The organism is Microcoleus sp. PH2017_05_CCC_O_A, assembly GCF_020738785.1.
Taxonomy (GTDB): Bacteria; Cyanobacteriota; Cyanobacteriia; order Cyanobacteriales; family Microcoleaceae; genus Microcoleus.
The window spans coordinates 27,676-52,530 of record NZ_JAEQCB010000004.1 but is presented as its reverse complement, the minus strand read 5'-3'; the positions used below and the strand labels follow the sequence as shown (position 1 = coordinate 52,530).

General features: G+C 45.6%; 25 protein-coding genes and 1 tRNA gene. 15 read left to right on the top strand and 11 right to left on the bottom strand.

What is annotated here, in order from left to right:
• Positions 1-68: 68 nt before the first annotated feature.
• The 3 genes from JGK20_RS01295 to JGK20_RS01285 form a co-directional block, all read right to left on the bottom strand.
• Positions 69-266, bottom strand: coding sequence for a hypothetical protein (locus JGK20_RS01295; protein WP_006632682.1), 198 nt, complete (start codon positions 264-266; stop codon positions 69-71).
• A 198-nt stretch (positions 267-464) separates the two neighbouring features.
• Complete coding sequence (locus tag JGK20_RS01290) at positions 465-881, bottom strand: tetratricopeptide repeat protein (RefSeq protein ID WP_293186825.1); 417 nt, start codon at positions 879-881, stop codon at positions 465-467.
• A gap of 159 nt (positions 882-1,040) precedes the next feature.
• Complete coding sequence (locus tag JGK20_RS01285; RefSeq protein ID WP_265238087.1) at positions 1,041-1,394, bottom strand: iron-sulfur cluster assembly accessory protein; 354 nt, start codon at positions 1,392-1,394, stop codon at positions 1,041-1,043.
• 55 nt (positions 1,395-1,449) lie between these two features.
• On the opposite strand from JGK20_RS01285, the gene JGK20_RS01280 reads away from it, so the two are divergent.
• From JGK20_RS01280 to JGK20_RS01240, 9 genes are all read left to right on the top strand, one after another.
• Positions 1,450-1,773: a hypothetical protein gene (locus JGK20_RS01280; RefSeq protein WP_293186824.1), complete on the top strand. Its 324-nt coding sequence runs from the start codon at positions 1,450-1,452 to the stop codon at positions 1,771-1,773.
• A gap of 90 nt (positions 1,774-1,863) precedes the next feature.
• A complete protein-coding gene (locus JGK20_RS01275) occupies positions 1,864-3,504 on the top strand; it encodes a hypothetical protein (protein ID WP_293186823.1) in 1,641 nt (546 codons plus the stop codon).
• Between the two features lie 156 nt (positions 3,505-3,660).
• A complete protein-coding gene (locus JGK20_RS01270; RefSeq protein ID WP_293192321.1) occupies positions 3,661-3,915 on the top strand; it encodes a hypothetical protein in 255 nt (84 codons plus the stop codon).
• 92 nt (positions 3,916-4,007) lie between these two features.
• On the top strand, positions 4,008-4,277 hold the full coding sequence (locus tag JGK20_RS01265; protein ID WP_293192319.1) for a type II toxin-antitoxin system PemK/MazF family toxin: 270 nt from the start codon (positions 4,008-4,010) through the stop codon (positions 4,275-4,277).
• A gap of 62 nt (positions 4,278-4,339) precedes the next feature.
• The gene (zds, locus tag JGK20_RS01260; RefSeq protein WP_293192316.1) at positions 4,340-5,773 is read left to right on the top strand and encodes a 9,9'-di-cis-zeta-carotene desaturase; all 1,434 of its coding nucleotides are present in this window, start codon (positions 4,340-4,342) and stop codon (positions 5,771-5,773) included.
• 249 nt (positions 5,774-6,022) lie between these two features.
• Positions 6,023-6,469: an SRPBCC family protein gene (locus JGK20_RS01255; RefSeq protein ID WP_293210965.1), complete on the top strand. Its 447-nt coding sequence runs from the start codon at positions 6,023-6,025 to the stop codon at positions 6,467-6,469.
• 143 nt (positions 6,470-6,612) lie between these two features.
• On the top strand, positions 6,613-8,631 hold the full coding sequence (locus tag JGK20_RS01250; protein ID WP_293210963.1) for a serine/threonine-protein kinase: 2,019 nt from the start codon (positions 6,613-6,615) through the stop codon (positions 8,629-8,631).
• An 83-nt stretch (positions 8,632-8,714) separates the two neighbouring features.
• Positions 8,715-8,788, top strand: a tRNA-Val gene (locus tag JGK20_RS01245).
• 207 nt (positions 8,789-8,995) lie between these two features.
• On the top strand, positions 8,996-10,903 hold the full coding sequence (locus tag JGK20_RS01240; protein ID WP_293186817.1) for an RNA-binding domain-containing protein: 1,908 nt from the start codon (positions 8,996-8,998) through the stop codon (positions 10,901-10,903).
• 105 nt (positions 10,904-11,008) lie between these two features.
• Here JGK20_RS01240 and iscB read toward each other — a convergent pair whose 3' ends face one another.
• The 3 genes from iscB to JGK20_RS01225 all read right to left on the bottom strand — a co-directional run bounded on the left by iscB (position 11,009) and on the right by JGK20_RS01225 (position 13,831).
• On the bottom strand, positions 11,009-12,301 hold the full coding sequence (gene iscB, locus JGK20_RS01235; protein ID WP_293228974.1) for an RNA-guided endonuclease IscB: 1,293 nt from the start codon (positions 12,299-12,301) through the stop codon (positions 11,009-11,011).
• A gap of 362 nt (positions 12,302-12,663) precedes the next feature.
• Entirely contained in the window at positions 12,664-12,861 is a 198-nt protein-coding gene (locus JGK20_RS01230; RefSeq protein WP_293176862.1) for a hypothetical protein, read from the bottom strand.
• Positions 12,833-13,831 (bottom strand): hypothetical protein, encoded by a 999-nt coding sequence (locus JGK20_RS01225; protein WP_293176864.1) that lies wholly within the window; start codon positions 13,829-13,831, stop codon positions 12,833-12,835. The genes JGK20_RS01230 and JGK20_RS01225 overlap by 29 nt, the downstream gene beginning before the upstream one ends.
• Positions 13,832-14,108: 277 nt before the next feature.
• On the opposite strand from JGK20_RS01225, the gene JGK20_RS01220 reads away from it, so the two are divergent.
• From JGK20_RS01220 to JGK20_RS01205, 4 genes are all read left to right on the top strand, one after another.
• A complete protein-coding gene (locus JGK20_RS01220) occupies positions 14,109-14,351 on the top strand; it encodes a helix-turn-helix transcriptional regulator (protein WP_293176868.1) in 243 nt (80 codons plus the stop codon).
• 137 nt (positions 14,352-14,488) lie between these two features.
• A complete protein-coding gene (locus JGK20_RS01215) occupies positions 14,489-14,761 on the top strand; it encodes a helix-turn-helix transcriptional regulator (RefSeq protein ID WP_293176870.1) in 273 nt (90 codons plus the stop codon).
• A 311-nt stretch (positions 14,762-15,072) separates the two neighbouring features.
• Entirely contained in the window at positions 15,073-15,354 is a 282-nt protein-coding gene (locus tag JGK20_RS01210) for a helix-turn-helix transcriptional regulator (RefSeq protein ID WP_293176872.1), read from the top strand.
• Between the two features lie 320 nt (positions 15,355-15,674).
• On the top strand, positions 15,675-16,265 hold the full coding sequence (locus JGK20_RS01205) for a helix-turn-helix transcriptional regulator (protein ID WP_293176874.1): 591 nt from the start codon (positions 15,675-15,677) through the stop codon (positions 16,263-16,265).
• Positions 16,266-16,371: 106 nt separating this feature from the next.
• Here JGK20_RS01205 and arfB read toward each other — a convergent pair whose 3' ends face one another.
• Both arfB and JGK20_RS01195 read right to left on the bottom strand, forming a co-directional pair.
• Positions 16,372-16,785, bottom strand: coding sequence for an alternative ribosome rescue aminoacyl-tRNA hydrolase ArfB (arfB, locus tag JGK20_RS01200; protein WP_293176876.1), 414 nt, complete (start codon positions 16,783-16,785; stop codon positions 16,372-16,374).
• 3 nt (positions 16,786-16,788) lie between these two features.
• Positions 16,789-17,259: a restriction endonuclease gene (locus JGK20_RS01195; protein WP_293176878.1), complete on the bottom strand. Its 471-nt coding sequence runs from the start codon at positions 17,257-17,259 to the stop codon at positions 16,789-16,791.
• An 81-nt stretch (positions 17,260-17,340) separates the two neighbouring features.
• Here JGK20_RS01195 and JGK20_RS01190 point away from each other — a divergent pair, with 81 nt between their 5' ends.
• Entirely contained in the window at positions 17,341-17,616 is a 276-nt protein-coding gene (locus JGK20_RS01190; protein WP_293210957.1) for a hypothetical protein, read from the top strand.
• Positions 17,617-17,650: 34 nt separating this feature from the next.
• On the opposite strand, the gene gnd is transcribed toward JGK20_RS01190, so the two are convergent.
• Positions 17,651-19,105, bottom strand: coding sequence for a decarboxylating NADP(+)-dependent phosphogluconate dehydrogenase (gene gnd, locus JGK20_RS01185; protein WP_293176882.1), 1,455 nt, complete (start codon positions 19,103-19,105; stop codon positions 17,651-17,653).
• A gap of 298 nt (positions 19,106-19,403) precedes the next feature.
• On the opposite strand from gnd, the gene JGK20_RS01180 reads away from it, so the two are divergent.
• Entirely contained in the window at positions 19,404-19,826 is a 423-nt protein-coding gene (locus JGK20_RS01180) for a hypothetical protein (protein ID WP_293176884.1), read from the top strand.
• 242 nt (positions 19,827-20,068) lie between these two features.
• On the opposite strand, the gene JGK20_RS01175 is transcribed toward JGK20_RS01180, so the two are convergent.
• On the bottom strand, positions 20,069-21,973 hold the full coding sequence (locus JGK20_RS01175; protein ID WP_293228971.1) for an ABC transporter ATP-binding protein: 1,905 nt from the start codon (positions 21,971-21,973) through the stop codon (positions 20,069-20,071).
• A gap of 60 nt (positions 21,974-22,033) precedes the next feature.
• Positions 22,034-24,853 carry a BPTD_3080 family restriction endonuclease gene (locus JGK20_RS01170; protein WP_293228969.1) on the bottom strand — a complete coding sequence of 940 codons (2,820 nt, stop codon included), beginning with the start codon at positions 24,851-24,853 and terminating at the stop codon, positions 22,034-22,036.
• Between the last annotated feature and the right edge of the window lie 2 nt (positions 24,854-24,855).

Genomic DNA, 24,855 nt, shown 5'->3' with positions numbered 1-24,855 from the left:
AGTTGCTGCCTCTCCAGGGAGGGCAGCTACTCAAATAAAGCATTTTAATGTCTCTCAAAACTTCTGGATTAACCTTCAGACATTCCCGACTTATTCGGCAATTGCAAGTCATCAGGATCTACATAATGACAAACTGCTTTGTCCATGCAAATCAAGGCCCAGCCGGATTTATCGATGCTCATCAATTTGTAAGAAGCAGGCTGAATAAAGAAACCTTTGTGGTTGCGGGTTGCTGGTTTGATGTTAACGTGGCTGTCAGTGCTCATGTTCTTACAACTCCTAGTATTTATGGTAGTCAAGTCTGAAAACCGCTGTGCCGGTTTGTCGATCGTCTAAGTTTTCAAATACTAGCACTGACTTCCTGAGTTTTCCATAAAGTTATTTATTGATTTATTACGAGATCGTAATAAACCACAAACCCGATTTCCTTGATCCCCGCCCCCAAATCGACATTGTTTGCGGGCTTACGCTTCCAGAAGCCACTGTTTCACGCGGGCGAGACTCTTCCAGTCCGGTTTGCGGCTTAATCCTTCTTCAAAATTTTTTGTAACTTCCTCTAACAACTCTTCGGAAGCCATCAGGAGTTGCTGAGCAACTTCTACGTGGGGGCGCACCCCTTTTTCTTTGAGATCCAGAATCGCGACTGCTAGGTTGATGCGAGCTTGGGCGTCGTGAGGGTTCAATTTAACCGCTGTTTTCGCTGCTTTTTGAGCCGATCCGGGTTTATTTTCCAAAAGGTAGAGCCACGCGAGGCTAGCCCAGGCATTGCCATTTTTGGGAGATTTCTCGCACAATTCTTTGAACACGGGGATCAGATTAGCAGGGGCTTCGCCAGCTTGGTAGCGATCGAAACCGTCTTTAAACATTTCTTCAGGGGTCATTCGATTTTGGATTTTGGATTTTAGATTTTAGATTGCTCGAAAGCATGGGGTGCGGGACAAAGGAAGCGCATCCGAGGCTAATTGTCGATCGCGATTGTCAGCAATTAGCTGGAGACCAATTACCAATGCCCATACCCATGCCCCAAGCAATTTTCCCATTTAAGCAGAAAAAGAACTGCCGCAGCCACAAGTTTGAGTAGCGTTGGGGTTGGTGAACTTAAAGCCACCGCCGATCATCGAATCGCTGAAGTCGAGCACCAAACCGTAGAGATAAAGAATGCTCTTGCGATCGCACACTACCTGAAAACCCTCGTAGTCGAACACTTCATCGTCAGATTTCACAGTGCTGGGGTCTGCGAAATCCATCACGTAAGACATACCAGAACAGCCGCCCTGCCGCACCCCTACGCGCAAGCAGAGGTCTTTACCTTGTTTTTCTCGAAGAGCTAAAACTTGACGAACAGCAGAGTCCGTCATTTGAATGCCCCGCTGTTGGGAAATCGCTTGAGTCATAATCTGTCGAACTCCTGAGACTGTCGAATGTTAAGAGTTTAATCTTATACCTCCATTGTACAGGGAAGGAAGAAGGAAGAAGGAAGAGGGAAGAAGGAAGAGGGAAGAAGTCATTAGTCATCAGTCATTAATTAGTGCGAGCGTCCCCGAAGAGCGAACGTTATCAGTATCAGTCATCAGTCAGTCACCTACTTTCCTGCCAACTGCCAACTGCCAACTGCCAACTGCCAACTGCCAACTGCCAACTGCCAACTGCCAACTGCCAACTGCTTTCGGAGTCAACTGTCAACTGTCAACTGTCAACTGTCAACTGAACGTTGAAGGCAGAATTTTTAGCCGGAAATTTTTAATTACGGTGAGACCTCATTTCCAAGCTTGATGTCCTCTCCCCCTATAGGGTTTATGATTGAGAAGCAGCGGTTGACCCTTTGTGGCACCGCAACAATGCTTCACCCAACGGGCTTACTCTATGGCAGCGCTGAATCGCTCTACTCTTCGTCGGCTACAAAACTTACCTCAAATTCCCAGCGTGTGGGAGGGCGACCGCCGACCGTTATCAAATGCTGACTCGCACATGATGCTAGAGGACGACGACGATCCAGAAGCTGGTGGCGAGTGTATTCTCTGGGTGGACGGCTCTGAAGGCATCGTCAGAGCAATGGACATGGTAGGCCCAGATGCGGGCCCAGAGGCGATCGTCCGCGCTCTCCTGCGGGCAATGGAACATCCCCAAAGTCCGGCCCCCGCAGTCCGCCCCCAAAAAATCGTAGTCAAAAATCGAGAAATTCAATTTTACCTGCGGGGAATACTTCAAGATTTAGGTATTTCCATTGACTACGTACCGGAATTGCCCTTAATTGATGAAATCTTTCGGGGCATGGAAGAGGTCGCTGTGAATCGGCCTCCCGAATTACCGCCTGAGTACGCCGAAGTGCTAATGGAAAAAGCCGCTCAAATTTGGCACGATGCTCCGTGGCGGACTTTGAGCGAACATCAAATTATATCTATTGAAATCAATCAGTGGGATGTCGCCAGCCTCTACGTATCCGTATTGGGCCAAGGGAGAATGGATTACGGAGTTTTGCTGTACCGATCTCTAGAATCCTTGAAGCGGTTTCGAGAGCGAGTTGTCAACGATGACTCTTTTGAAGATTTAGAACAGGCTTTTTTAGGGCAAGACTGTTTGTTTCTCACCTTTGAAAGCGCCGGCGAGCTTGATGAGGATGACGATGACGAAATTGATTTAGCCGATTTGCCTCCATCGGAAATTGAACCGAATTTTGGCAACCTGCATCCTTTAGAAGGATTGCGATCGATTCTTTACGAAGAAGAAGCCCTGACGATGTTAGTTGCTCTCGAAGCATTCCACCGCTTTTTCCACAACGGCCGCCGGAAATTGGCAGCAGACACATTTCCCGCTCTCAACAGTCGCTACCGCATCCCTGTTCCGCAGTCTGATGGAGAAATTCAACAGGTATCGGTTAAAGTTTCGACGATGCCTGAGGTGTCAGACGAATTATTACAGATGCTGGGCGATGACGATGACGATGAGGATGATGAATTTGAAATGCCACGGCTGCGGGACGATTTGGTGCCGCAAAATTCATTCTTGAGTCTGGGTGTCGTACCTTGGGAAACGGTAGATTTTCTACGCGGAAGTGTCCAGTTTCACGAAGGTGCAGAAGTCGATATTAATACCGCCGGGGATGGTTTGCCTGTAGTGATGATTCAAACTTCCAATCCCAAGGCTAAAACTATGATTCAAGATTTGAAAGAAGCTGGAGGGGTGAAGGCAATTTGTTTTAATCCGGGCGAAGATCCTTTTCAAGACGAGCAATACGACTTGGGTATTTTGCAAACAAAAAATGGGGAATTGTATTTGTTTGGCGAGTTTAATGAAAACGACCCGGTGCATCAGGAAGCTCGCAAAAAGTGGGAGCGCCGCTGTAAATCAACTAACGGTTGGTGCGGTTTGGTGATTGCTAAAGGGTTGATGGGTGCTTCTCGCGGTCAGCCTCAGTTTAAGGATATGGTCGCTTTGTTTGAGGTGCGCTGGGTTTCTCCTAAAGACTTAGGAATTGGGCCACTTCAGTTGATGCCGATGTTTTAAAGTCAGTTGTTAGTTGTTAGTTATTTGTTATTTGTTATTTGTTATTTGTTACTCGTGTGATGCTGCTAATAACCAATAACTAACAACCAATGATATTAGTCGCCAGTCAACAGTTAGCAGTCATTTTTTTTATTTGAATTGGCAAGGAGAACGAACGTGTCAAATTCTACTCAAAAGCGAGAAGTGTTGGTCGCCCTTGATGCCGAGTTTGCTGATAAAATAGACCAGCTTACCGATAATTGGACGGAGGCGATCGAACAAGCTCTCCGTCTCTGGTACGCCAAGCAAATAGAAGATAAATTGCGGAAATTTTATCTCAACCGCAGTCAAGAAGATATTCAGGATGAAAAAGAGTGGTTTGATTTTGTAGAAGAACAGATAGAGGAAGCATGGAACGCCGATGGACTCTAATTCAATAACTACAACTTATCCCAGACAAGGGGAGATTTATCTTTCAAGGGCTTTGCGTCAGTTAGGAGATACAAAAAAAAAGACCTGTAGTTGTGGTTTCTCCTGACATCCGCAACGAGTTTAGCGATTCTGTGATTGTTGTTCCTTTCACAAGTAACCTTACAGGCGTAGATAATCCTAATCGCATCTTAATTCCGGCTGGTGAGGGAGGATTACAAGCTGATTCTTTAGCTGTCTGCGAAAATGTGTCTGCTTTGCGCCAGACTTATCTGGAACAAAGCCCTTACGGTGCAATTAGTGCGGATTTTTTGGCAAGAATTCAGAGAGGGGTGCAAGTGCCGATCGGCATTTACGCACTTTAGAATGTTTCGGAAACTCTAAAACTTGTTACAATTTGTAAAAATACTGGATAAGGATAGGTAAAATGCGGGTTGCGATCGCAGGTGCGGGACTGGCTGGAATGACCACAGCAGTCGATTTAGTGGATGCCGGCCACGAAGTAGAAATTTTTGAGTCCCGCCCTTTTGTCGGCGGCAAAGTCAGCAGTTGGGTAGATCCCGACGGGAATCACGTTGAAATGGGTTTGCACGTATTCTTCGGCTGCTATTATAACTTATTTGCCCTAATGAAAAAGGTGGGAGCTTTTGACGATTTGCTCCTCAAAGATCACGTCCACACTTTTATCAATCGAGGCGGCGAAACTGGTTCTTTGGATTTTCGCTTTCCCGTGGGTGCTCCTTTGCACGGTTTGAAGGCATTTTTCACTACATCCCAGCTAACGGTACAAGACAAAATTCAAAATGCGATCGCCCTGGGAACTAGCCCCATCGTCCGTGGTTTGATCGACTTTGAGGGAGCAATGAAAACTATCCGCAATTTGGATAAAATTAGCTTTGCTGACTGGTTTCGCAGTCAAGGCGGCAACCAAAACTCCCTCAAAAGAATGTGGAACCCGATCGCCTACGCACTAGGTTTTATCGACACTGAAAATATTTCAGCCCGGTGTATGTTGACAATATTCCAATTCTTTGCATCAAAAACCGAAGCCTCTGTCATGCGGATGCTGTCCGGTTCTCCCAACGAATATTTGCACAAACCAATTGTCGAATATTTGGAAAGTAAAGGAACCAAAATTTACACGCGGCGCCGAGTCCGAGAAATTCAGTTTGAAGAAGGCACAGAAACGCGCGTAACAGGTTTGCTAGTAGCTAACGGCGAAACTGAAGAACATATTACCGCAGATGCCTACGTTTTCGCCTGCGACGTGCCTGGAATTCAGAAAATATTGCCTCCAGCTTGGCGCAAATGGTCGGAATTTGACAACATTTATAAGTTAGATGCGGTACCTGTTGCGACAGTACAATTGCGGTTCGACGGTTGGGTAACGGAACTGGAAGATGAAGCCAAGCGCAAACAGTTGAGCCACGCTGTAGGCATCGATAATTTGCTATATTCAGCAGATGCAGATTTTTCTTGTTTTGCCGATTTGGCGCTGACAAGTCCTAAGGATTATTATAAAGAAGGACAAGGTTCTCTGTTGCAGTTGGTGCTGACACCGGGCGATCCGTTTATCAAACAAAGCAATGAGGCGATCGCCCAACACGTACTCAAGCAAGTTCAGGATTTATTCCCCTCAGCACGGGAATTAAATATGACTTGGTACAGTGTGGTTAAGCTCGCTCAATCTCTGTATCGGGAAGCGCCGGGAATGGATCTTTTCCGCCCTGCTCAAAAAACTCCTGTTGCTAATTTCTTTTTAGCTGGAAGTTACACTCAGCAAGACTACATTGATAGCATGGAAGGTGCGACTCTTTCCGGTCATCAAGCGGCTAAGGCTATTCTGGAAACTTACAGTTAGTTGGCAGTTGATAGTTGGCAGTTGGCAGTTGGCATTAGTCGCTCCAGTGAAAAATGCTAAAAGCTAAAAGCTAATGATTTTCTCTCGTTTCCAGGCTCTGGCTGGGAATGCCTTGGAGGAGGCTCTGCCTCTGATATTCGCTTTTGAAAACCGAGGCGGAGCCTCTGGATATGCGTTACCAGGCCGAGCCTGGAAACGAGAAGAAACAATTCTTCAATCTAAAATCTAAAATCTAAAATCTAAAATCGAATGACTGATTGGTTAGAGCATAGTGTACAAGTAGAAGTGGCAATTCCTATCGAATTAGCGTGGGAACTTTGGTCTGACTTAGAGCAAATGCCGCGCTGGATGAAGTGGATAGAATCAGTTCGAGTTCTCGAAGAAGATCCAGAATTATCGCGCTGGAAACTTGCAACCGGGGGGTTAGAATTTAGCTGGCTTTCTCGGATTCTCAAATTAGTGCCGAATCAGATAATTCAGTGGGAATCGGTAGATGGTTTGCCCAATCGGGGTGCGGTGCGGTTTTACGATCGCAAAAACAGCAGCATTGTCAAACTAACCGTGGCTTATGGAGTTCCCGGCTGGCTGGCAACATTGATGGACAATTCATTTGTAGGGCGAGTTGTTGAATCGACTATTCAGGCTGACTTGGAAAGGTTTAAAGAGTATGCTCTGAATGTTAAAGCTAGAGCTTAAATGCTGCGGACTGAAGTCCTCACTACAAACTGGTTTGATCGTTCGGACTTCAGTCCTTTAATTTTAAATTGTAACGCGAAGGTCGATCGCCCTTTTGGCTCAGTATCATAGAAATATGCTGCTGATTGCTTCCCGGTTCAGTTATGAGTTATTGCCTAAACCCCGCCTGTCAAACCCCCCAAAATGCCGATCGAACTCAATTCTGCCTGAATTGTGGCACAAAACTGTTGCTGAGAGAGCGTTACCGCGCCATCAAACCCCTCGGGCGCGGCGGTTTTGGCCGTACTTTTTTAGCCGTTGACGAAGACAAACCCTCAAAACCGCGCTGTGCAATCAAACAGTTTTTCCCGCTATCCCAAGGAACCAGCAGCGCCGAAAAAGCAGCAGAATTATTCAACCGAGAAGCGGTGCGGCTGGACGAATTGGGAAAACACCCGCAAATTCCCGAATTGCTGGCGCACTTTCAGCAGGAACGATATCAGTATTTAGTGCAGGAATTTATAGAAGGTCAAAATTTACAGCAAGAATTGGCGGGGGCTGGGGCTTTTAGCGAAAATCAGATTCTCGGTATGCTGAATGATTTATTGCCAGTATTGCAGTTCGTGCACGATCGCAATGTAATTCACCGAGACATTAAACCACCTAACATTATCCGCCGCCGCGTTTCTCAAACTCCGATTATTTATACTTACCCAACACTAACCGGGGAATTAGTTTTAGTTGACTTTGGTGCTGCAAAACTTGTGGAGGGTTTGAGAGAAACAGGTACAGTGATTGGTTCGCCTGAATTCGTGGCGCCGGAACAAATTCGAGGTCAAGCGGTTTATGCTAGCGATTTGTATAGTTTGGGCGTAACTTGCATTTATTTACTGACTCAAATATCTCCGTTTGATTTGTTCGATATCAATCAAGATGTTTGGGTTTGGCGAGATTTTTTGAAGGTTCAAATCGATCCGAAATTAAGCCGCATCATCGACAGAATGATCGAACCGAGTCTCAGTCGCCGCTACAAATCTGTAGCTGAAGTTCTCCAAGATTTGCAGCCGCAGCAGTCGGGGGCGGGCACGCACCATCCACCGCCCCTACCAGCGCCTGCAATTCCCGTGCCACAGAGGATGCCTGCGGTGCAGAATGCCGTGCCACCAACGGTTGCAGGCACTATTATACCTGTGCCACCGATGCAGCGGGTTGTGCCAGCGCGCGCGCCTACTTGGAGGTGCGTTCATACTTTGGTAGGTCATTCCCATGCTGTTACGTCAGTAGCTTTCAGTCCTGATGGCGCGACTTTAGCTAGCGGGAGTGAGGATAAAACGATCGAGATGTGGAATTTGCACGGGGGTAAGCGGTGGTATACTCTCACGGGTCATTCTGACTGGGTGACTTCTGTGGCTTTTAGTCCTGATGGGGCGACTTTGGCTAGCGGTGGCCGGGATAAAACTATTCAAATTTGGGATTTGAATAAGGGTAAGTGGTGGTATGCTTTGCGCGGTCATGAGGATCGGGTTTATGCTGTGGCGTTTAGTCCCGACGGTCAGGTTTTGGCGACGGGGAGTCGGGACAAGACTGTGCAGTTGTGGAATTTGAATAAGGGTAGGCCGATGTCGGCTTTGAATGGTCACGTCGGTGGGGTGGAGGCGGTGGCTTTTAGTCCTGGTGGGGAGTTTTTGGCGACGGGGAGTCGGGATAAGAGTTTGCAGTTGTGGGATTGGCGCAATGGTCGATCGATTTGTACTTTAGCAGAGCACGGGGATTGGGTGCGGGCGATCGCCTTTGCTGCGAACTTCCCCAGCCAGGGCGGGCACGGGGGCACCGCCCCTACAAGGGGGGGAGTAGGAGAAGGATCGATTTTGGTTAGTGGGAGTCGGGATGGTACAGCGAAGCTGTGGCGGGTGGACGCACAGGGGCGAGGTACGCTGCTGCGGAGTATGAGGGACAATTCTGGGGATGTTTTGTGTGTGGCGTTAAGCCGGGATGGTGGGTTTTTGGCGACGGGGAGTCGGGATGGTTCGATTTATTTGTGGGATACGGCTACGGGGGGTTTGCTGGAACTTCTGACGGGACACGGGGGGGAGGTTTTGTCGGTGGCCTTTAGTGCTGATGCGGGGTGTTTGGCTAGCGGTTCGGGCGATCGAACTGTGAAGATTTGGCGGGTTGGGAATTAGGGCGGTGGCTGTGGGTGGCTTGAAAAATTTTATATTTATGCTTGACAATTCATCTAATGTTCTGCTACATTGGTAATTCGTGAGGACGCATAGCTCAGTTGGTTAGAGCACTACGTTGACATCGTAGGGGTCACTGGTTCGAGTCCAGTTGTGTCCATAGTTTTTTAAGCCTTATGGCTACGACATTTAGGACTCTGACTTAATGTATAGTAACAAAATATTTATCACTGATAACATACTTAATCGCGCTGGCAGCGATCGACTCTTGTTGGTCTGTGGGTTTGAGCTTTGAAATACTGGCAGCGCTCAAACGCCTTTATGAGAAAGAACTGGAGTTTACTCACCCTGCTTCAGAGATAAGGAAATGGATTTAGAAACATTACTCGATCGCATAAACCTTGGAGAAGACCAAGACATTGAATTTAAGTCTGCTGACGGTGGTTTTCCCAAAAGTAGTTGGGAAACAGTATCAGCATTTGCCAATACAGATGGTGGTTATATTGTTCTAGGTGTCACGGAAAATCGAAATGGGTTCGAGATTTCAGGTGTCCGTAACCCCAGTGTACTATTAAAAGAATTTTGGAACAATCATAACAATCTGCAAAAACTCAGCACTCCTATCTGTTTTAACTCCGATCTAGAACAACTAGAGATTGAAACTAATAAGTTAGTCATTATTAAAGTGCCAAGAGCGACTCGGACACAGCGACCAGTTTATATTAACAATAATCCCTTAACAGGCACATATAAACGCAATTATGAAGGGGATTATCGTTGCACTGATGCTGAAATCCGTCAAATGTTGCGCGATGCCAGTGATGCACCTCAAGATATCCAAATTTTAGAAGGTTTCGACCTTAGTGATATCGATACAGAAACATTAAAATCCTTTCGTCAACGGTTTAGCTCTAGAGAACCAGATCATCCTTGGCTGGCATTACATGATTCGGATTTGTTGCGTCAGTTAGGGGGATGGAGTCGCGATCGCAGCACGGGTCAAGAAGGGTTAACTATTGCTGGTTTGCTCATGTTTGGTCGCGAACGTAGTATTTTAGATGCACTGTCTCACTACCAACTTGATTATCAGGAGCAACTTTCTGACGATCCAGAAACACGATGGACTTACAGACTAACACTTGACGGCAAGTGGGAACCTAACTTGTTTAATTTTTACTATCGTGTTTATACTCGTGTAGTTAATGATTTAGAAGTTCCTTTCCAACTCGACAAAGATGCCATACGTCGTGGCGAAACTCATGTCCATGAAGCATTGCGAGAGGCTTTGGTCAATACTCTTATTCATGCCGATTATCAATCTACTCGCCCTTTAAAAATTACCAAGTATAAAAATGGTTTTTCGTTTTCCAATCCGGGTCGTCTGAGAATTTCTATTCAGCAGCTTTACGAAGGCGGCGTTAGCGATCCTCGCAATCCTAATTTGCAAAAAATGTTTCAAATGCTTGGCTTAGGAGAAAAAGCAGGATCGGGCTTTAGAAAGATGATCCGCGCATGGATAGAGCAGCAATGGTTTCCTTTGGTATCAGAGAAATTAGAGTTAGAGATGACTTTGGTTGCTTTACCAATGGTGAGCATGATTCCCGAAAATGTCGAAACAGAGTTAAGGGAAATTGTGGGAGATGACTATTGCGAATTGACCGAATTAGAGCGGATTATTTTGATACTGGCACATCAATCAGGAGAAATTAGCAATGCTGACATTCAGTGTTATAGTCGAGAACATCCCAGAGATATAGGGGAATGTCTCAAGCAATTCGTAAATAATGGTTGGTTAGAGCGCTCTGGTCGTGGTCGCGGAACTCAGTACGCTCTACCAAATAAAAGTCAACCTGATTTACTTTCCTTGATTCCAAGCTCCGTGCATAATGAGCCAAGCTCCGTGCATAACGAGTCAAGCTCCGTGCATAATTACTCAAGCTCCGTGCATAATGAGTCAAGCTCCGTGCATAATGATGAAAATTTCTTTTTACTAGAAATAGCTGCTCCGGTTCGAGAAAAGCAACGGGCAAGTCCAGAGTTGATGAGAAACACGATTCTGAAACTTTGCTCGGAAAGATATTTAACTGTCAAAAGATTAGCTGAACTATTGAATCGCAGTTCTGAAACAATTAGGACTCATTTTATTAATCCAATGTTGTCAGAAAAATTACTAGAACTCAAATATCCTGATGAACCAACTCATCCTCAGCAAGCATACAGAACTTTATTGTCTCAAGGAATCAGCAATATTTCTGATACTCCGCCATCTTTTTAAACCTCACAAAACCTCCTTGACACCAGCCATCCGCCCACAACGCGGGAATCTTAAACTTCGCCCCACAGTTGGGACATTCCGATCGGTACGCCTCTAATCGCCGATTTAGCGGACAAGAGTGGAAAACCCATACATATAACCATCATTGCGGTGAACAGTTTTGCAGTATTTGTGACGCACAGGGCTAATTTTTCCCCAAGCTGTCCTCAAATCAAAGACTCCACTCTCTCTAACTGCCAACCTACCAACGTGAGTACCTGCAAATTTCCCGATCGGCAAAACTGCTTTCACCATATCTCCAGTCTGGAACCCAAAAAAAGTCTTGCACCTGGTTCTGTGTTTGCTGGGAAACCCATATTTATTCGGCGTACACATCTGACGGTTGCCCCATCCTTTGGCAGTTATCAGTAGTGGTTGCCTTGTCAGTATCACCAGTTGTTTGACTTTACCTACACAGGCAGCATCCAGCCAGTGACTTTTAGGCAGTCCCATTCGAGTTCGATTGTACTGAGTTTGCCCTCCCGTACCAGTTGTTACTGGCAAGCCTGTTTGTTGGAGTTTCTCAAACAGCACTCGTCGAGTAGAATTCACGGCTGCTGCATCCTTCAATGGCAAGCAAGCAAATTTTAAAACCCTTGATAAAATGTCGGGTTTTTCCGAGAGAAAATCTGTGATGTCTCTATTACCTTTAGCCAGATTGCAGTTTCTACAGGCCAGAGTCAGATTCGACACCCGCGAACTTCCTCCTTTCGATTTGGCGTGAATGTGTTCGACTTCTAAAGGCGTATTCTTGATGCCGCAGTAAGCACATTTCCTGCCCCATTTTTCTAACAAATATTGTCGGATTTCATAACCTGCTAGTTCGCCTTGAGTGTATTCAATTCCTGATATTTCAGGAAATTGCATTGCTTGGGTGTCGAATTTAACTAATTCTTGAGATATAGCTGTTACAGGAACATACCGTCGCAATCGATTCACCCAAGTCACAATATTCGATACTCTTGAAGCTAAACTCGGTGGCAACCATCCGGGAGTGCGAGTACGATTGAGAAACCTAGGTTGACGGTATCTAGTCTTACGATTCCTGCGGTTGCGACGGATTGCGGAGCGGGAGGCTAAGTCACAAGTGATGTGATTTCCCCGATGAACTAACTCGGCTGCCCAGATAATTTTGTCACCTTGCAGTACGGCTAATCCTGTGGTTTTCGAGCCTGGATCAATCTTAATTTCGTGCGATTTGGTAAGCGGTTTGTCACAGGAATAGTTGAGGATTATTGTGAACGGATAACGTTTGTAAACTGCTGCTTTACCTTGATTTAACATCCGTCTGGCAAGACCTGGAGTTACTGGCTCTAACGGTTGTTTGTTTGTGTCTAAAACGAAGACAAAATTAGACATAATTGTCCTCCGATTGCTCGGGTAATGTTTTCCTCGCCAATGTTTTCAGGGCTTGTTGAGTCAACCGCACTTCTTTAACCAAATACAGATGTTTAACGATTGACGACAGAGCTGCAAGCTGGAAAGTACCTGTAGGTGTCATCACCCTCAAAACGTAGTTGTAACTGAGGCTGGCTATCTCTTCACCTTTAGGTACTGGTTGTCCTGTTATGTCCGGTGATTGGTGGATAGCACTTTTAACCAATCTCGATACTAATCGCGTAAGCGAAGGAGACCGAAGGTATCGCCCCAACATCCCCAAATCATGACAACTCCCATCACCCAGTAGGGACACGACACAACGCCGTGTCCTTAATCGTAGCTTATCGGCGACAGCCTTCGGCGATCGCCCTTAACACCGCTAGCCGCACTTCAGGATGCGATTTTTCAAGGCCGTTAGCCCGAAAAATCCAGTGTCCGCCGCCCGCGTGCTCGATCGCAATCTTCTGTCCGTCAGGCAAAACGATTTGCCACCAATTCAACACAGTGGCTTTAATCAGTTGGCACTGAATCTGGGTCAATTGAGCCTCCATCAGCTTCAGTTGACGCATGATTGGGTTTTGGGCAGATGACTTCATTATTTTGTTCCTGAAATAAATTGGATAGTTTCTCGACTGGAATTTCTGTTTGCTTATTTTTCAGCTTATTTTCACTTGGAGAGCTTTTCGCTTTTACTTTACCTTCCGAACTTTTCGCCTTCACCTCCCTTTTACCACCTTTTGGCTCATTTTTTACTCCAAAACCTTTAGATTTAACTTTGGCTGGAGCAGAATTTGAAATCTGTTCCGCTGCGGGCTTCTTAAACTCCGCGTCCAATTGGTCTAAAATCTCCTCTTGTTCGGGAGTGTGTTCCGCCGGCTGCTCTACAATTCTGGGGTTGTATTCGTCAACCAGCCGCCCCAAAAATTCCGAAATTGACATTCCCGCAGCGGCTGCTTTTTTGGTCAACAGGGCGTAGGTGTCGGTTTTAATCCGAATTTGTTTTAACCTGAGGTTGGGATTGTTGTCAACTGTTTCGGCTATCGTTATTGCTGTAATCCTTTCTTTGGGGATGACATCCACAACTTCTTGCCACTTTTCCTGTAAAGCACAGTCGCCGTATTGATCTGTGACTGCGTGTTTGAACAAGGGGACAACTTGAGCGACGCAGCTAGGCAAAATCTCAAATCCGGCTTTTATTAAGCGCAGGCAAATTGCCGCAGATTTGATAATTTGCGTGCAATAAAAATACTGTCTGCCTAAGGCTTGTTCGCAGTAAATTTTGAAAGTTTTGAACTTGTCTTTGTACAAGCGCAGTTTTCGGATCGCGTCCAGCATGATCCCTTGTCGCACGTAGTCGAGGAATCCTCTTTTTATTTCGCCTGTCAGATACTCTAAATCGTGAAAGGGCGATTGATTCTGGATTTCTTCTTCAAAGTCTAGCAGCGGGCCTGCGAAGTGAAAGTTGGAGGCGATATCGCCTAGGTAGAAGTTGTCGGTAGATGTGGTCATGATCGGGAAGGGGTCGAGAAAGGGAACGATAGCACGGAAGTTGGGCGATCGCAAAGTGGAATTTTTGGTCGGGATTTTTGGTACAATTTTGAGTTGGGCTGTGTTGTAAGGTCGATCGACCTTTTACATCGCATCACCTCAAGGCGGCTATTCAAACTTGGACGTTTGGACTGTTCGGCCTGACCGACCGACTTGTGTTATGTCGCTTTTGTCTCATTATGAGATGTCGATTTAATTTTGTCAAGTATGACATCTCAATTTGAGATTTTATGTTACAATGTCATCAAGAAAAGAACGAAGACAGGAGGGCAATTCACCATTGGAAGCCCTAAGAATCAACAAAACAGACTTATCACAAGATGAGTTTGCTTTTAGATGCGGGATTCCGCGGGCCACATATCATAGATGGATATCTGGAGCCACAGAACCAAAATTTTCTCTCTTTCAGTTGAAAGCTATTTGCCGAGAACTAAAAATAGAAAAAATAGATGAACTTCCAGAGAGCTTTGGGCCGAATTAGCAATTAAATTAAACCAACAGATACAATTTTGAGTTCGGTTGTGCTTTCAGGCTTGCCGGCTGCTTGCTATGCCTTTATTCGTAGTTTAGTCAGGCTTCCTGTCTTTGTCAAGGGTAAACTACGAAATTTTCTGCACAATGAATCAAGAAGTACGGGATTTATACGAAATGAGCCTTGCGGAAATTAGAGAATACAGGGGCTTTAGTCGCCGTGAGCTTAGCCTGCAACTGACGGGGAAAGTTTCTGAAGATACTTTGTATTCCATAGAAAAAAGAAAACAAAAACCCAGAGTTGATACTGCAATAGCCATTTGTACAGCCCTAAATATTAGCTTGAAACAGTTCTGTCACTCGATCGGGCTAGATGTGTCAGGACTTGTTGATGATTACGTGCCGCCGAGGGACAGCTAACCAACAGAGCGAAGTTTTGGTCGGGATTTTTGGTACAATTTTGAGTTGGGCTGTGTTGTAAGGTCGATCGACCTTTTACATGGCACCACCTCCTCGGAGTTCAGAGAAAGGGGCTTAAAGTATGCACTCAAACCCCAAAAATAGGCTCTTGTATGCCAGCACAATTGATAGACAGCACAAGCAAGGCGGTTATTAAAACCTGCACGTTTTGAACTTGAAGGCTCGCCGACCACCTTCTGCCATGTCCGTCACTTACAACTTTAGTTGGACAATTCTAATTTGTCAACTAAAGTTGTATAACTTTAGTTTAAATGAATCAAGATATAGACTATCTCAAACCAGAAACTATTCAAGAAGCTATCCAATTGGCTGAAGCTACGCAGGAACAACTAGCCCGAAACCTAGGAGTTTCTCTAAATACAGTGAATTCCTGGGTTAATTGTCGGAAAATGCCACGGGCGGATAATTTTTTCGCCCTATGCAGGGAGTTAAAGCTTTCGCCCAAAACCGTCGCTAGATTGCTACGCATCGATATCTCCAACATTCCTGACGATATCCCTTTGGTAAAATCGCCCTCACGATCGGACAACTAACAAGCACAGGGAAGTCATGGTCGGAATCTTTGGTACAATTTTGAGTTGGGCTGTGTTGTAGGTCGATCGACGATTGACATCGCATCACCTCCTCGGAGTTCAGGGAAAGGAGCTTGAGGTATGCACTCAAGCCCCAAAAATACTAAGGGTTATGCAGGTGCATAATTGATAGACACTACAAGTGAGGCGGTTATTCAAACCTGCATTTTGATCGAAGGAGGCTTGCCAGGCCGCCTTTGTTTTGCCTATCTACTAGCAGTTTAGTGCCAGATACCAACTTTGTCAAGCACTATTTTGCTAGCAATTAATTGCTATAGTTAATGGAAGCTGAAGACCGAGAAACGATAACCTTGAAAAACCTGAGAGAAAGTGCAAATTTGACCCAACCCGAACTTAGTCGTCGAATGGGGGTAGGAATTCGCATTATTGGTGATTGGGAACGAGGAGAAGCCATTCCTCGCTTCGATCGCGTCATTGCTCTGGCGCGGGAGCTAGGCGTACCTCTAAAAACACTTGCTAGATGTATGGGATTAGACGTAGCCAAAATTCCCGATGACCTACAAGCATTAAGTGTACTTCATCTTTCGACGGAGGTCAAGAAGCCAGAATCAGTGAAACAAGCTTCATGTATTAGGGAAGAAAATTCGCAAGAAAAGGAAAAGTCTCCATTAAGGCTTCTCAGAGAACAAGCTGGGCTAACCCGCCCTCAAGTCAAACAACATATCGGCGTTTCTGAGCGGATGCAAGCTGACTGGGAATCAGGAAAGTCTATGCCAACTGTTGAAAACGTGGCTGCACTGGCTAACCTATACCAAGTTTCTCTAAAAACTATGTTTGAGCTTTTAGGATTAGACGTAACTAAAATTCCCGATGACTTATCCAGTAGATCGCGAGGGCGATCGGACAAATAACGCGCAGGGGTTAATTCTTAGGTACGTAGTTGCGCTTCAGCGCTCTTTTTGGGATATCGGAAAGAGCGCTGAAGCGCAACTACGTACCTGGGAGCCCTTTGATCCCTCAATCGGTAATTTTCCCTCTCAGAGCCTTAATCTGCCCTCGCTTGGTTTTGCTGTCAAGACGCTTGCGCTGGGAACTACGAGTCGCTTTGCTGGGTTTGCGCCTTTTCGGGATGACGATCGCACTTTTGATCAATTCTTGCAGCCGCCTCAAAGCCTCCTCGCGGTTTTGTTCCTGGCTGCGGTGCTCCTGTGCTTTGATGATAATCACACCTTCGGAGGTGATTCGCCCATCGTTGAGTTGCAATAAACGCTCTTTGTAGCGATCGGGTAATGAAGAAGCTGGGATATCAAAGCGCAGGTGAATAGCACTCGCCACCTTATTTACATTTTGTCCGCCCGCGCCTTGGGAGCGAATGGCGCTAATCTCAATTTCGCGATCGGCAATAAATACTGTGTTGGAAATTTCTATCATGATTTATTGATAATTCTTAGCTGTCAGGATGAATTCGATGAGTTTTTTTCTATCCCATAACTCTACGTCGTTAGATTTGGCAAGTTTGCAAGCATTTTCTGTAAATCTGTTGTTGGTGATGACTCTGCCTTTATTTCCGTTGTAATGTCTGACGGCTCCTGCTACTTCTTGAACTGCTTTAATCCCAACTGGATTTTTGCTTCTTTTTGCTTGAACTACTGTTTTCGATCCGTCTTTGTACAAAATCAAATCTGCTCCATAATCTTGACTGTCTTGAGTTAAAGTGACGCTATAACCACAGTTTCTAAAATGGACAGCTAGAAATTTTTCAAACTCTTTGCCAGTCATTGCATCCACTTCGAGAATACCGCTGTCTGATAAAAGTTTTTTTGATTCTTCTTCTTTAATTGTATCAAATACCAATGCTGCAATATCACCGATAATGGCAGCGGCTCTTACTAGAAAAGGTTTCATAAAATTACACTTACTTTAAAGAGATATCTATAGTTTATAATACAAAGTGGCGAGTTGTTCGTATAGACGAGGTTGAAGACTATGACGAAATCGCATGATATCATTCGAGAACAAGACCGGAGATTGGGAGAATTAATGGCGATCCTCTTCGAGGGCTTCGCTAACGTCCGTCAGCGATTCCTGGATGCAGGCGGCGATCCCCGACACCCGCCATCAGGTTTAAAAGGCGATGATTACATGACAGACGCAGAAAGACAAAAAGCACTCACGATCGCCCGATCGCTCTTTAACGACGAATATATTAAAAGCTATCTCAAAAACAAACGTCAAAACAATTTGCAACCCCAGATTAATTAGTAAGGTGCGCCGAAACGCACCCTACAAAAACTAATTAATCAGCAGTACCAGTTTGCAGCGACTCTTTAGCAGCCTGAGTCCACTCTGAGTGGAAGAATTCACCGCGCGGTTTGTCGGTGCGCTCGTAGGTGTGAGCCCCGAAATAATCGCGCTGAGCTTGCGTCAGGTTTTGCGGGAGTCGATCGCGCCGATAGCTGTCGAAATAGTCCAGGGACGCGCTGAAGGCCGGTACAGCGATACCCAGCAGGCTAGCCGTAGATAACACTTCGCGCCAAGCTGATTGGCGATCGAGAATGCTCTGTTTAAACTCTGGCGCTAACAGCAAATTCGGCAGTGCGGGATCGTCCTTGAAAGCTTTTTTAATCTTGTCCAAAAATCCAGCCCGAATGATACAGCCGCCCTTCCAAATGCGGGAAATTTCGCTCAAACTCAAGTCATAATTATACGACTTTGAGGCCGCGCTCAACAGCGCCATACCTTGGGCGTAGGAGCAAATTTTCGAGCAGTAAAGAGCATCCCGAACTTTGTTCACAAACTCTTTAGGATCGCCTTCGTACTTGGTGGTAGGCCCCGTCAGTTGTTCCGAAGCTTTGACGCGCTCTGCTTTGTAAGAAGACATGATTCTGGCATTCACAGCAGCGATAATTGTGGGAATGCTCACGCCCAATTCCAAAGCACTCATTACAGTCCAGCGACCAGTACCTTTTTGACCGGCAGCATCCATAATTACCTCAACTAAGGGTTGCTTAGTTTCCGGGTCAATGTATTTGAAAATATTAGCCGTAATTTCAATCAAAAACGAGTTGAGTTCGTCAGTTGTATTCCATTCGGCAAAAACTTCCTGCAACTCCTGGCCGCTGAGTCCACCGACGTTTTTTAGCAAATCGTAGGCTTCAGCAATGAGCTGCATATCCCCGTACTCAATACCGTTGTGCACCATTTTCACATAGTGACCGGCACCGCCAGGGCCGATGAATGTGACGCAGGGGCCGTCATCTACTTGAGCCGCTATTTTGACGAGAATTGGCTCTAATTCCTTGTAGGCTGCCAGCGTGCCACCGGGCATCATGCTAGCGCCATTCAGTGCGCCTTCTTCGCCGCCGCTAATGCCCATGCCGACAAATCCCAGTCCGGCAGCTTCTAAATCTTTGGTGCGACGTTCGGTGTCATCGTAGAGGGAGTTGCCGCCGTCAATAATCATGTCATTGGGGTCTAGCATGGGTTTGAGCTGGTCAATTACCGCATCTACGGCTTTGCCAGCTTGTACCATGACTAAGATTCTTCGAGGACGTTCTAGAGCTTCGACGAATTCCGCCAGAGTCTTGGTGGCTACAATGTTTTTGCCCTGGGCCCGTTTTGCCATGAATTCGTCGGTTTTGGCTGCTGTGCGGTTGTATACCGCTACGGAGAAGCCTCTGCTTTCGACGTTGAGGGCTAGGTTTTCGCCCATAACTGCTAGACCGATTAAACCAAAATTTTGCTTTGCCATAAAAATACTCGGTAAGTGGGAAACTCAGAGTCTTTAGACCTGAGAGGGAATTTACTCTTTGTGGAACAGGCCGGAAAGCCTGTTAAGCGAGCATGATGCAAGATGTCAGTTTAAGTGTATTTTTATATTCAAAAAATTGATGTTTGGTGAATCACTAGGGTTTTTTTAAGATTTAAGCGATATTAGCGATATTAAAGAGAGCGGTGAGGGATAATGAGACGGATATTAATTCGATCGCAGTAACGATAGATACAGATAAGCGGACATTTTGAGGAAAATTTAGGAGACTGTTGTAATTATGGAAGATTTGCAGTATCTGGCAGCCTGGGTGAAGGAGCAACACGCTCGGGAGTATATTTTGACTTGGCTGCTGAGTCAACAGGGGCTGTGGTGGTCGGATGGAGAGATTTATCAGGCGGTTTTGCAAAAGTCGGGAAAGCTGTTGAAGGCTTACGTGCAAAAACGGCAGGCTGGAGAGTTGTTTGAGGGGATTTCTGAGAAGTTGGTGGGAGATGAGAATTGGGATGATTTGGTGATCAGTTTGGGGCGAATTGTTGCTGTTTATCAGGAGGAATTGGTGAAGTTGCAAGAGCGCGATATGCGGGGGGATGGGCTAAAAAAAAAGTCAATTAGCCAACCTGTAAGTGGAGATTCTTTGTCGGTGTTGGAGGTGCAGCAAGCTTTGCCCGATCCTTATGCGGATACGCTGACTGGGAGATAGTCAGTTGGCAGTTGGCAGTTGGCAGTTGGCAGTTGACAGTTGGTGATTAGTTATTGGTTATTGGTTATTCGTAGCAGGCAAAAAATAACAATAATATCGTTTCTGGTTGCATCGGAATAGTCAGTGCTGTCCCCGCTCGCTACCCCAATAGCGAGCGGGGACAGCACTACATAATTCGGATGTCACCCGATTTGATATACAAAATAACCAATAACTAATAACAAGCAACCAATAACCAATATCTAAATATAGCTGCTAGCTTGACGGGTAAACATTGAATGGTATATTTCGCCCAATTCTATCAATTCGTCGTGAGTTCCGATTTCGACTATTTTACCATTTTCCATCACGGCGATGCGATCGGCAATTTTGGCCAATCCCAACCTGTGGCTGATGACAATCGTGGTTTTCCCGGCGGCGATTTGGCGGAAGATGCTGTAAATTTCGTGTTCTGTCTTGGGGTCGAGGGCGGCGGTTGGTTCGTCAAAAATTAGGACTTCGGCTGTATCAAGCCGCATTAAGGCGCGGGCGATCGCAATTCTCTGCCACTGTCCCCCCGATAAGTCTATGCCGTCTTCTAATTGTTTCCCCAACGGTGTCTCTAAACCTGCGGAAAGACTATTGACTTTTGCGCTAATTCCTGCTTCGGAAATAGCTTCGTTAATTGCGGTGTCATCCGACAGTGAAAGCAAGTCGCCAAAACCGACGTTTTCGCGCACTGTGGAGGGGAAACGGGCGTAATCTTGCATGACAACGGCGATGCGCGATCGCACGTATGCTAGAGAGTACGATCGCAAATCTTTGCCATTCCAGGCGATCGTACCACTTGTCGGGTCGTACAGGCGACCGAGGAGTTTGCCAAGAGTCGTCTTACCCGCGCCATTTTCCCCGACAAGCACTAGCATTTCACCCGGATTAATGGTTAAGTCGATATTTGCGATCGTGCTTTTAGTGCTACCGGGATAGCAAAAAGATAAATCCTTAATCTCGATACCAATTTTATCTTTTGTGGCACGGGCATCTTGCCCGTGATCTGATACTTGATTTGTGGCACGGGCATCTTGCCCGTAATCTTCTAAACTAGGCAAGCGAGATGCCACATTCACCAGCGGAGACTGCAACTCGGGTTTGAGATCCAAAAGTTGAAAAATCGGACTGACGCCGAGGGAAATATCGTACAAATTAGTGTAATTCCCAATCAGCAATTGCAAACTGGTTTCTACTTGAACAATCAAACCAGAATACAGCGCCAAATCCCCCAAAGTATAGCGCCCTCCCAAAGCTCCCATCACCACATAAACAAATGGCAAGGCTACACCTATTCTACTAAATATCGACCACAAAAGTACAACAATCGCTCCTTTTTTTCGCACTTGCTGCATCTCGCTAAAAAACTGCAAATACTGACCATTCCAACGTTTGAGCCAAAGTTCCTGCAAGCCAAACAAACGCAATTCTTTAGCATATTCTTCCCCTGTCAATACCGTAGCGGATAAGTTCATCTCGCGAGTGATTTTAGCTTGCTTTTTTTGAACTCTCCAGATAAGTTTGAGATATTTTCTTTCAATGTGAATTGAGGGAAGTGATGACACCACCATCACCACAGGAACCCACCAAGCTATTGATGCAGCCAGGCCGATCGAGGGAATGAAGATACAAATTCCCGTGATTGTCATGCTGATGGTGAATGCTAGTTGCTGTACTTGTTTAACTCCGGTTTTGGCAAGTTCTAATATGTTTAATAGTTCGGGGTTTTCAAACAGGGCGATATCGTCGAAATTGGCGACTTTTTCGAGGACTTGTCCTTCAACTCCGCCTTGCACGCGATCGCGCAAAGATGTTGCTGCAAAAGAACTCATGGTTTCGATAGAATCGCTGACTAACTTGAGAGTTAAGACTCCGACAATACTCCACAGCAAGATTGGATGGGAAAGCATCAAAGCTAAGGGCTGTGCTGTTTGGCTTCGCAACAGCAACCGAGATACTTCATCAATGATTAGTTTATCTAAAACAAGCACGCCAGATGGGGCTGCACCGCGGATGATGTTGAGTATGATTAAATTGCGGAGTTCGATCGGTGCGGCTTTGATTATCAGGCTTAGGCTGCGCCGCAAAGCTTGGAATGTGGTGATTTGGATGGGTTGCATAGTTTGTGGGTAGGTGTCGGGTCTACTCATCCCCTCCCGTTATATTATAGTAACTTTATCTCAACTAAACAGTGCAGCTTTTTCCAAGATTAAGCGAACATCAGCCGGATTTCTCGATACATCATACTGCCAATGACCAAAGCCACCATACTGGTTAACAGCTTTAATCCACTGATCTAGAAATCCCCATTTAGCTTCATCTTGGCGAGTTGATTGCCCTTTGGTTTCCAAAATCAAGAAATTGTCATTTTTTAGACGAACTATAAAGTCGGGACGATATTTGCGAACAACTCCGTCAAAAATATAGAGAATCTCGAATCCCAGGTGGTCGTTTTTTACCCAAGCATCCACAATACTATCGTTTCTTTCTCTGTCAAGTTCATAGGCTTCGCTGGCTTCCCATGTACTATCAAAGACGCAGCAGTTGATGTGAGATTTACGAGTGTAATCACAGGGTTTACCTGTATACCAGGAACGCATATCACCTGTAGATCGGATTGGATGAACTGGATCGAATACTGGTTCTATTGCTTCTGTATTTTCTAAATAAATAGCTTGCCAGATGTGTTCAACTACTTTTCTCAGATTCAGAGTGATTAGGATACGCCGTCGAATCTCCTCTTGATTGAACAATGGCGGAGTAATTTGGATAAAATCTGAGTGGATAAATTCTTCGACTAATCGAATCAGTTTTGCTAGTAAGTATTCTCGATTGCCTTGCCAACCTGGTTGCATTTGATCGAAAATATCTCTAGCAACCTCAAAGGTGATTTTTTGCATCCGCTGTTTGCGACCTAAATCTTCTAGGTCGATCGCCTTTATTTTCGTGACATCAGGTTTGCTATCTACAATAGGAGCCAGTTCTGCTCGTGTACTATTGTCAAAAGCATCTAACTCTAAAGGTTCAACACGACTTAAATCGAGTTTGAGTTCGGGCTTATAAATGTAATCAATGCGGACGATATTTGGAAAGCTGATCTCAAATTCCTGCTTTTCTGGATCGGGTCTAATTTCAGTTTTAGGGCTAGGGGGCGGAGGCGGAGTTCCCTCATCGGATTCGTGGGGAAGAAATGTGAAAGGAACACCAAAAATATTGACATATTCGGCTTCAAGTAGGTTTGTTTCTGGGTTGATGTCGTAAGCAGTTCTCCGCAAACCTCTACCTACCACTTGTTCGCACAAAAGCTGACTGGTGAATGCGCGAATCCCCATAATATGCGTTACAGTTTTAGCGTCCCAGCCTTCAGACAGCATCCCAACTGAGATGACATTTTGAATTTGTTCCCCAGGTTTCCCAACTTGACCAACCGTATCCACCATTTGCCGTAAAAGTTCTGCTTGTTCTTTCTTTGACAGTTTGCGAATCGGTTCATCATCAGAGTTATCTTCTTCGCTAGTCTCTGGGTTTGTGTCTTGGATATCGGTGCTTTCTGCTTGGGATTCTGCCATTTTTAAAACGTTAGAATCGATGTGTAAGGTATATTCTGGAATGCAGAGTTCTTCGACTTTAATTCTATTATGGTCAAAGGCGTATTTGATTCTGGCAGCAGTTTCGGTACGGTTGGCGATCGAAATCATTGCCGGTGGAACTTTATGCCCCGATTCTTTCCATGCTTTCGCAGTTTCCAGCCAATCTTTTCCGAGTAAGAAGTAGCCGTTGTTTAGCAAATCGGGCAGCCGTTCATTGGGTTTGGCTTTATGATTGACATCTTCGTAAACTTCTGGATCTCGATAAAGATGGTAAAGACGGGATTTGTAATCTTTTGTGAGTTGGCCATCATCGCGAATGACAACGCGAGGGGTTTTAACTAAGCCGGATTCGATCGCATCATTTAAACCAAAATCGCTGACAATCCAGCCAAAGAGAGCTTCCTCTGAGCTTTTTTTACCAGACGGGGCAAAGGGTGTGGCGGAAAAGTCAAAACAGGTGAGGATTTTTCTAGCTTGGTGAATGCGATCGCACCCACCAACCCACTTGGTTGCCTCATCTAAGTCTTCTTTGCTGACACCTTTAACTTTGGATTCAGCCGGGATGCGCCATGCGTGGTGTGCTTCGTCGTTGATCACAACTATATTGCTGGAGTTGGCAAGTTCGCCTAAAACATCCCGTGCGTAGGCTTCGTTACTTTTTGCACCACGTTTATCAACTCCTTTTTTCTTTTTAATTTGTTCCTCTGTTTCCCAATTGAGGGTGTGCCAGTTACGGATCAAAACCTTGCCTTGACGAAGTTGATCGAATAAGCCAATAGGCACTATATTGAAAATTTCGTAGTAGCTATTTTCAGCAGAGGGAAGTAGAACTTGCAGACGATTCTTAACTGTAAGTCCGGGGGCAATTACAAAAATAGCTTTGGAAAAGCGGGAGTCTTGGGGATAGGTAACTTTATTCAGGATTTGCCATGCAATTAACATCCCCATGACAATGGTTTTGCCGGAACCTGTTGCCATTTTGGAACAGAGGCGTTTGAAGTTTCCCCCATCTGAAGGAATATCAATGCCAACTTTTGCAGATGCTGGGGATTCCGTTAGCCAGATTAGGGTTTCTATGGCTTCTAACTGACAGAAAAAGAAGGGAAAGTCGCGTTCTTCGGAATTGTGCCAGTGTTCTAGCAGACGTTTGGTAACGCCTGTAACTCCGGGGTATCCTTCATCGCACCAAGCTTTGACGCGGGGACGAATCTGGTTAACTAGAGGAATTTCGACAAATTTGCCTGGATCGTCGAAGGTTTTGGAGCTTTCGGAAGCAATGATATAGCCTGCGGGTCTTCTTCCCTCTGCACGGTTGAAGAGGCGAGAAGTGCGATCGTAGTGCCAATATTGTTTCGGTTCTTCGTAGGGAGAATTGATGATGAGCTGGTCAATAGTAGTTTTTGAATTCATCT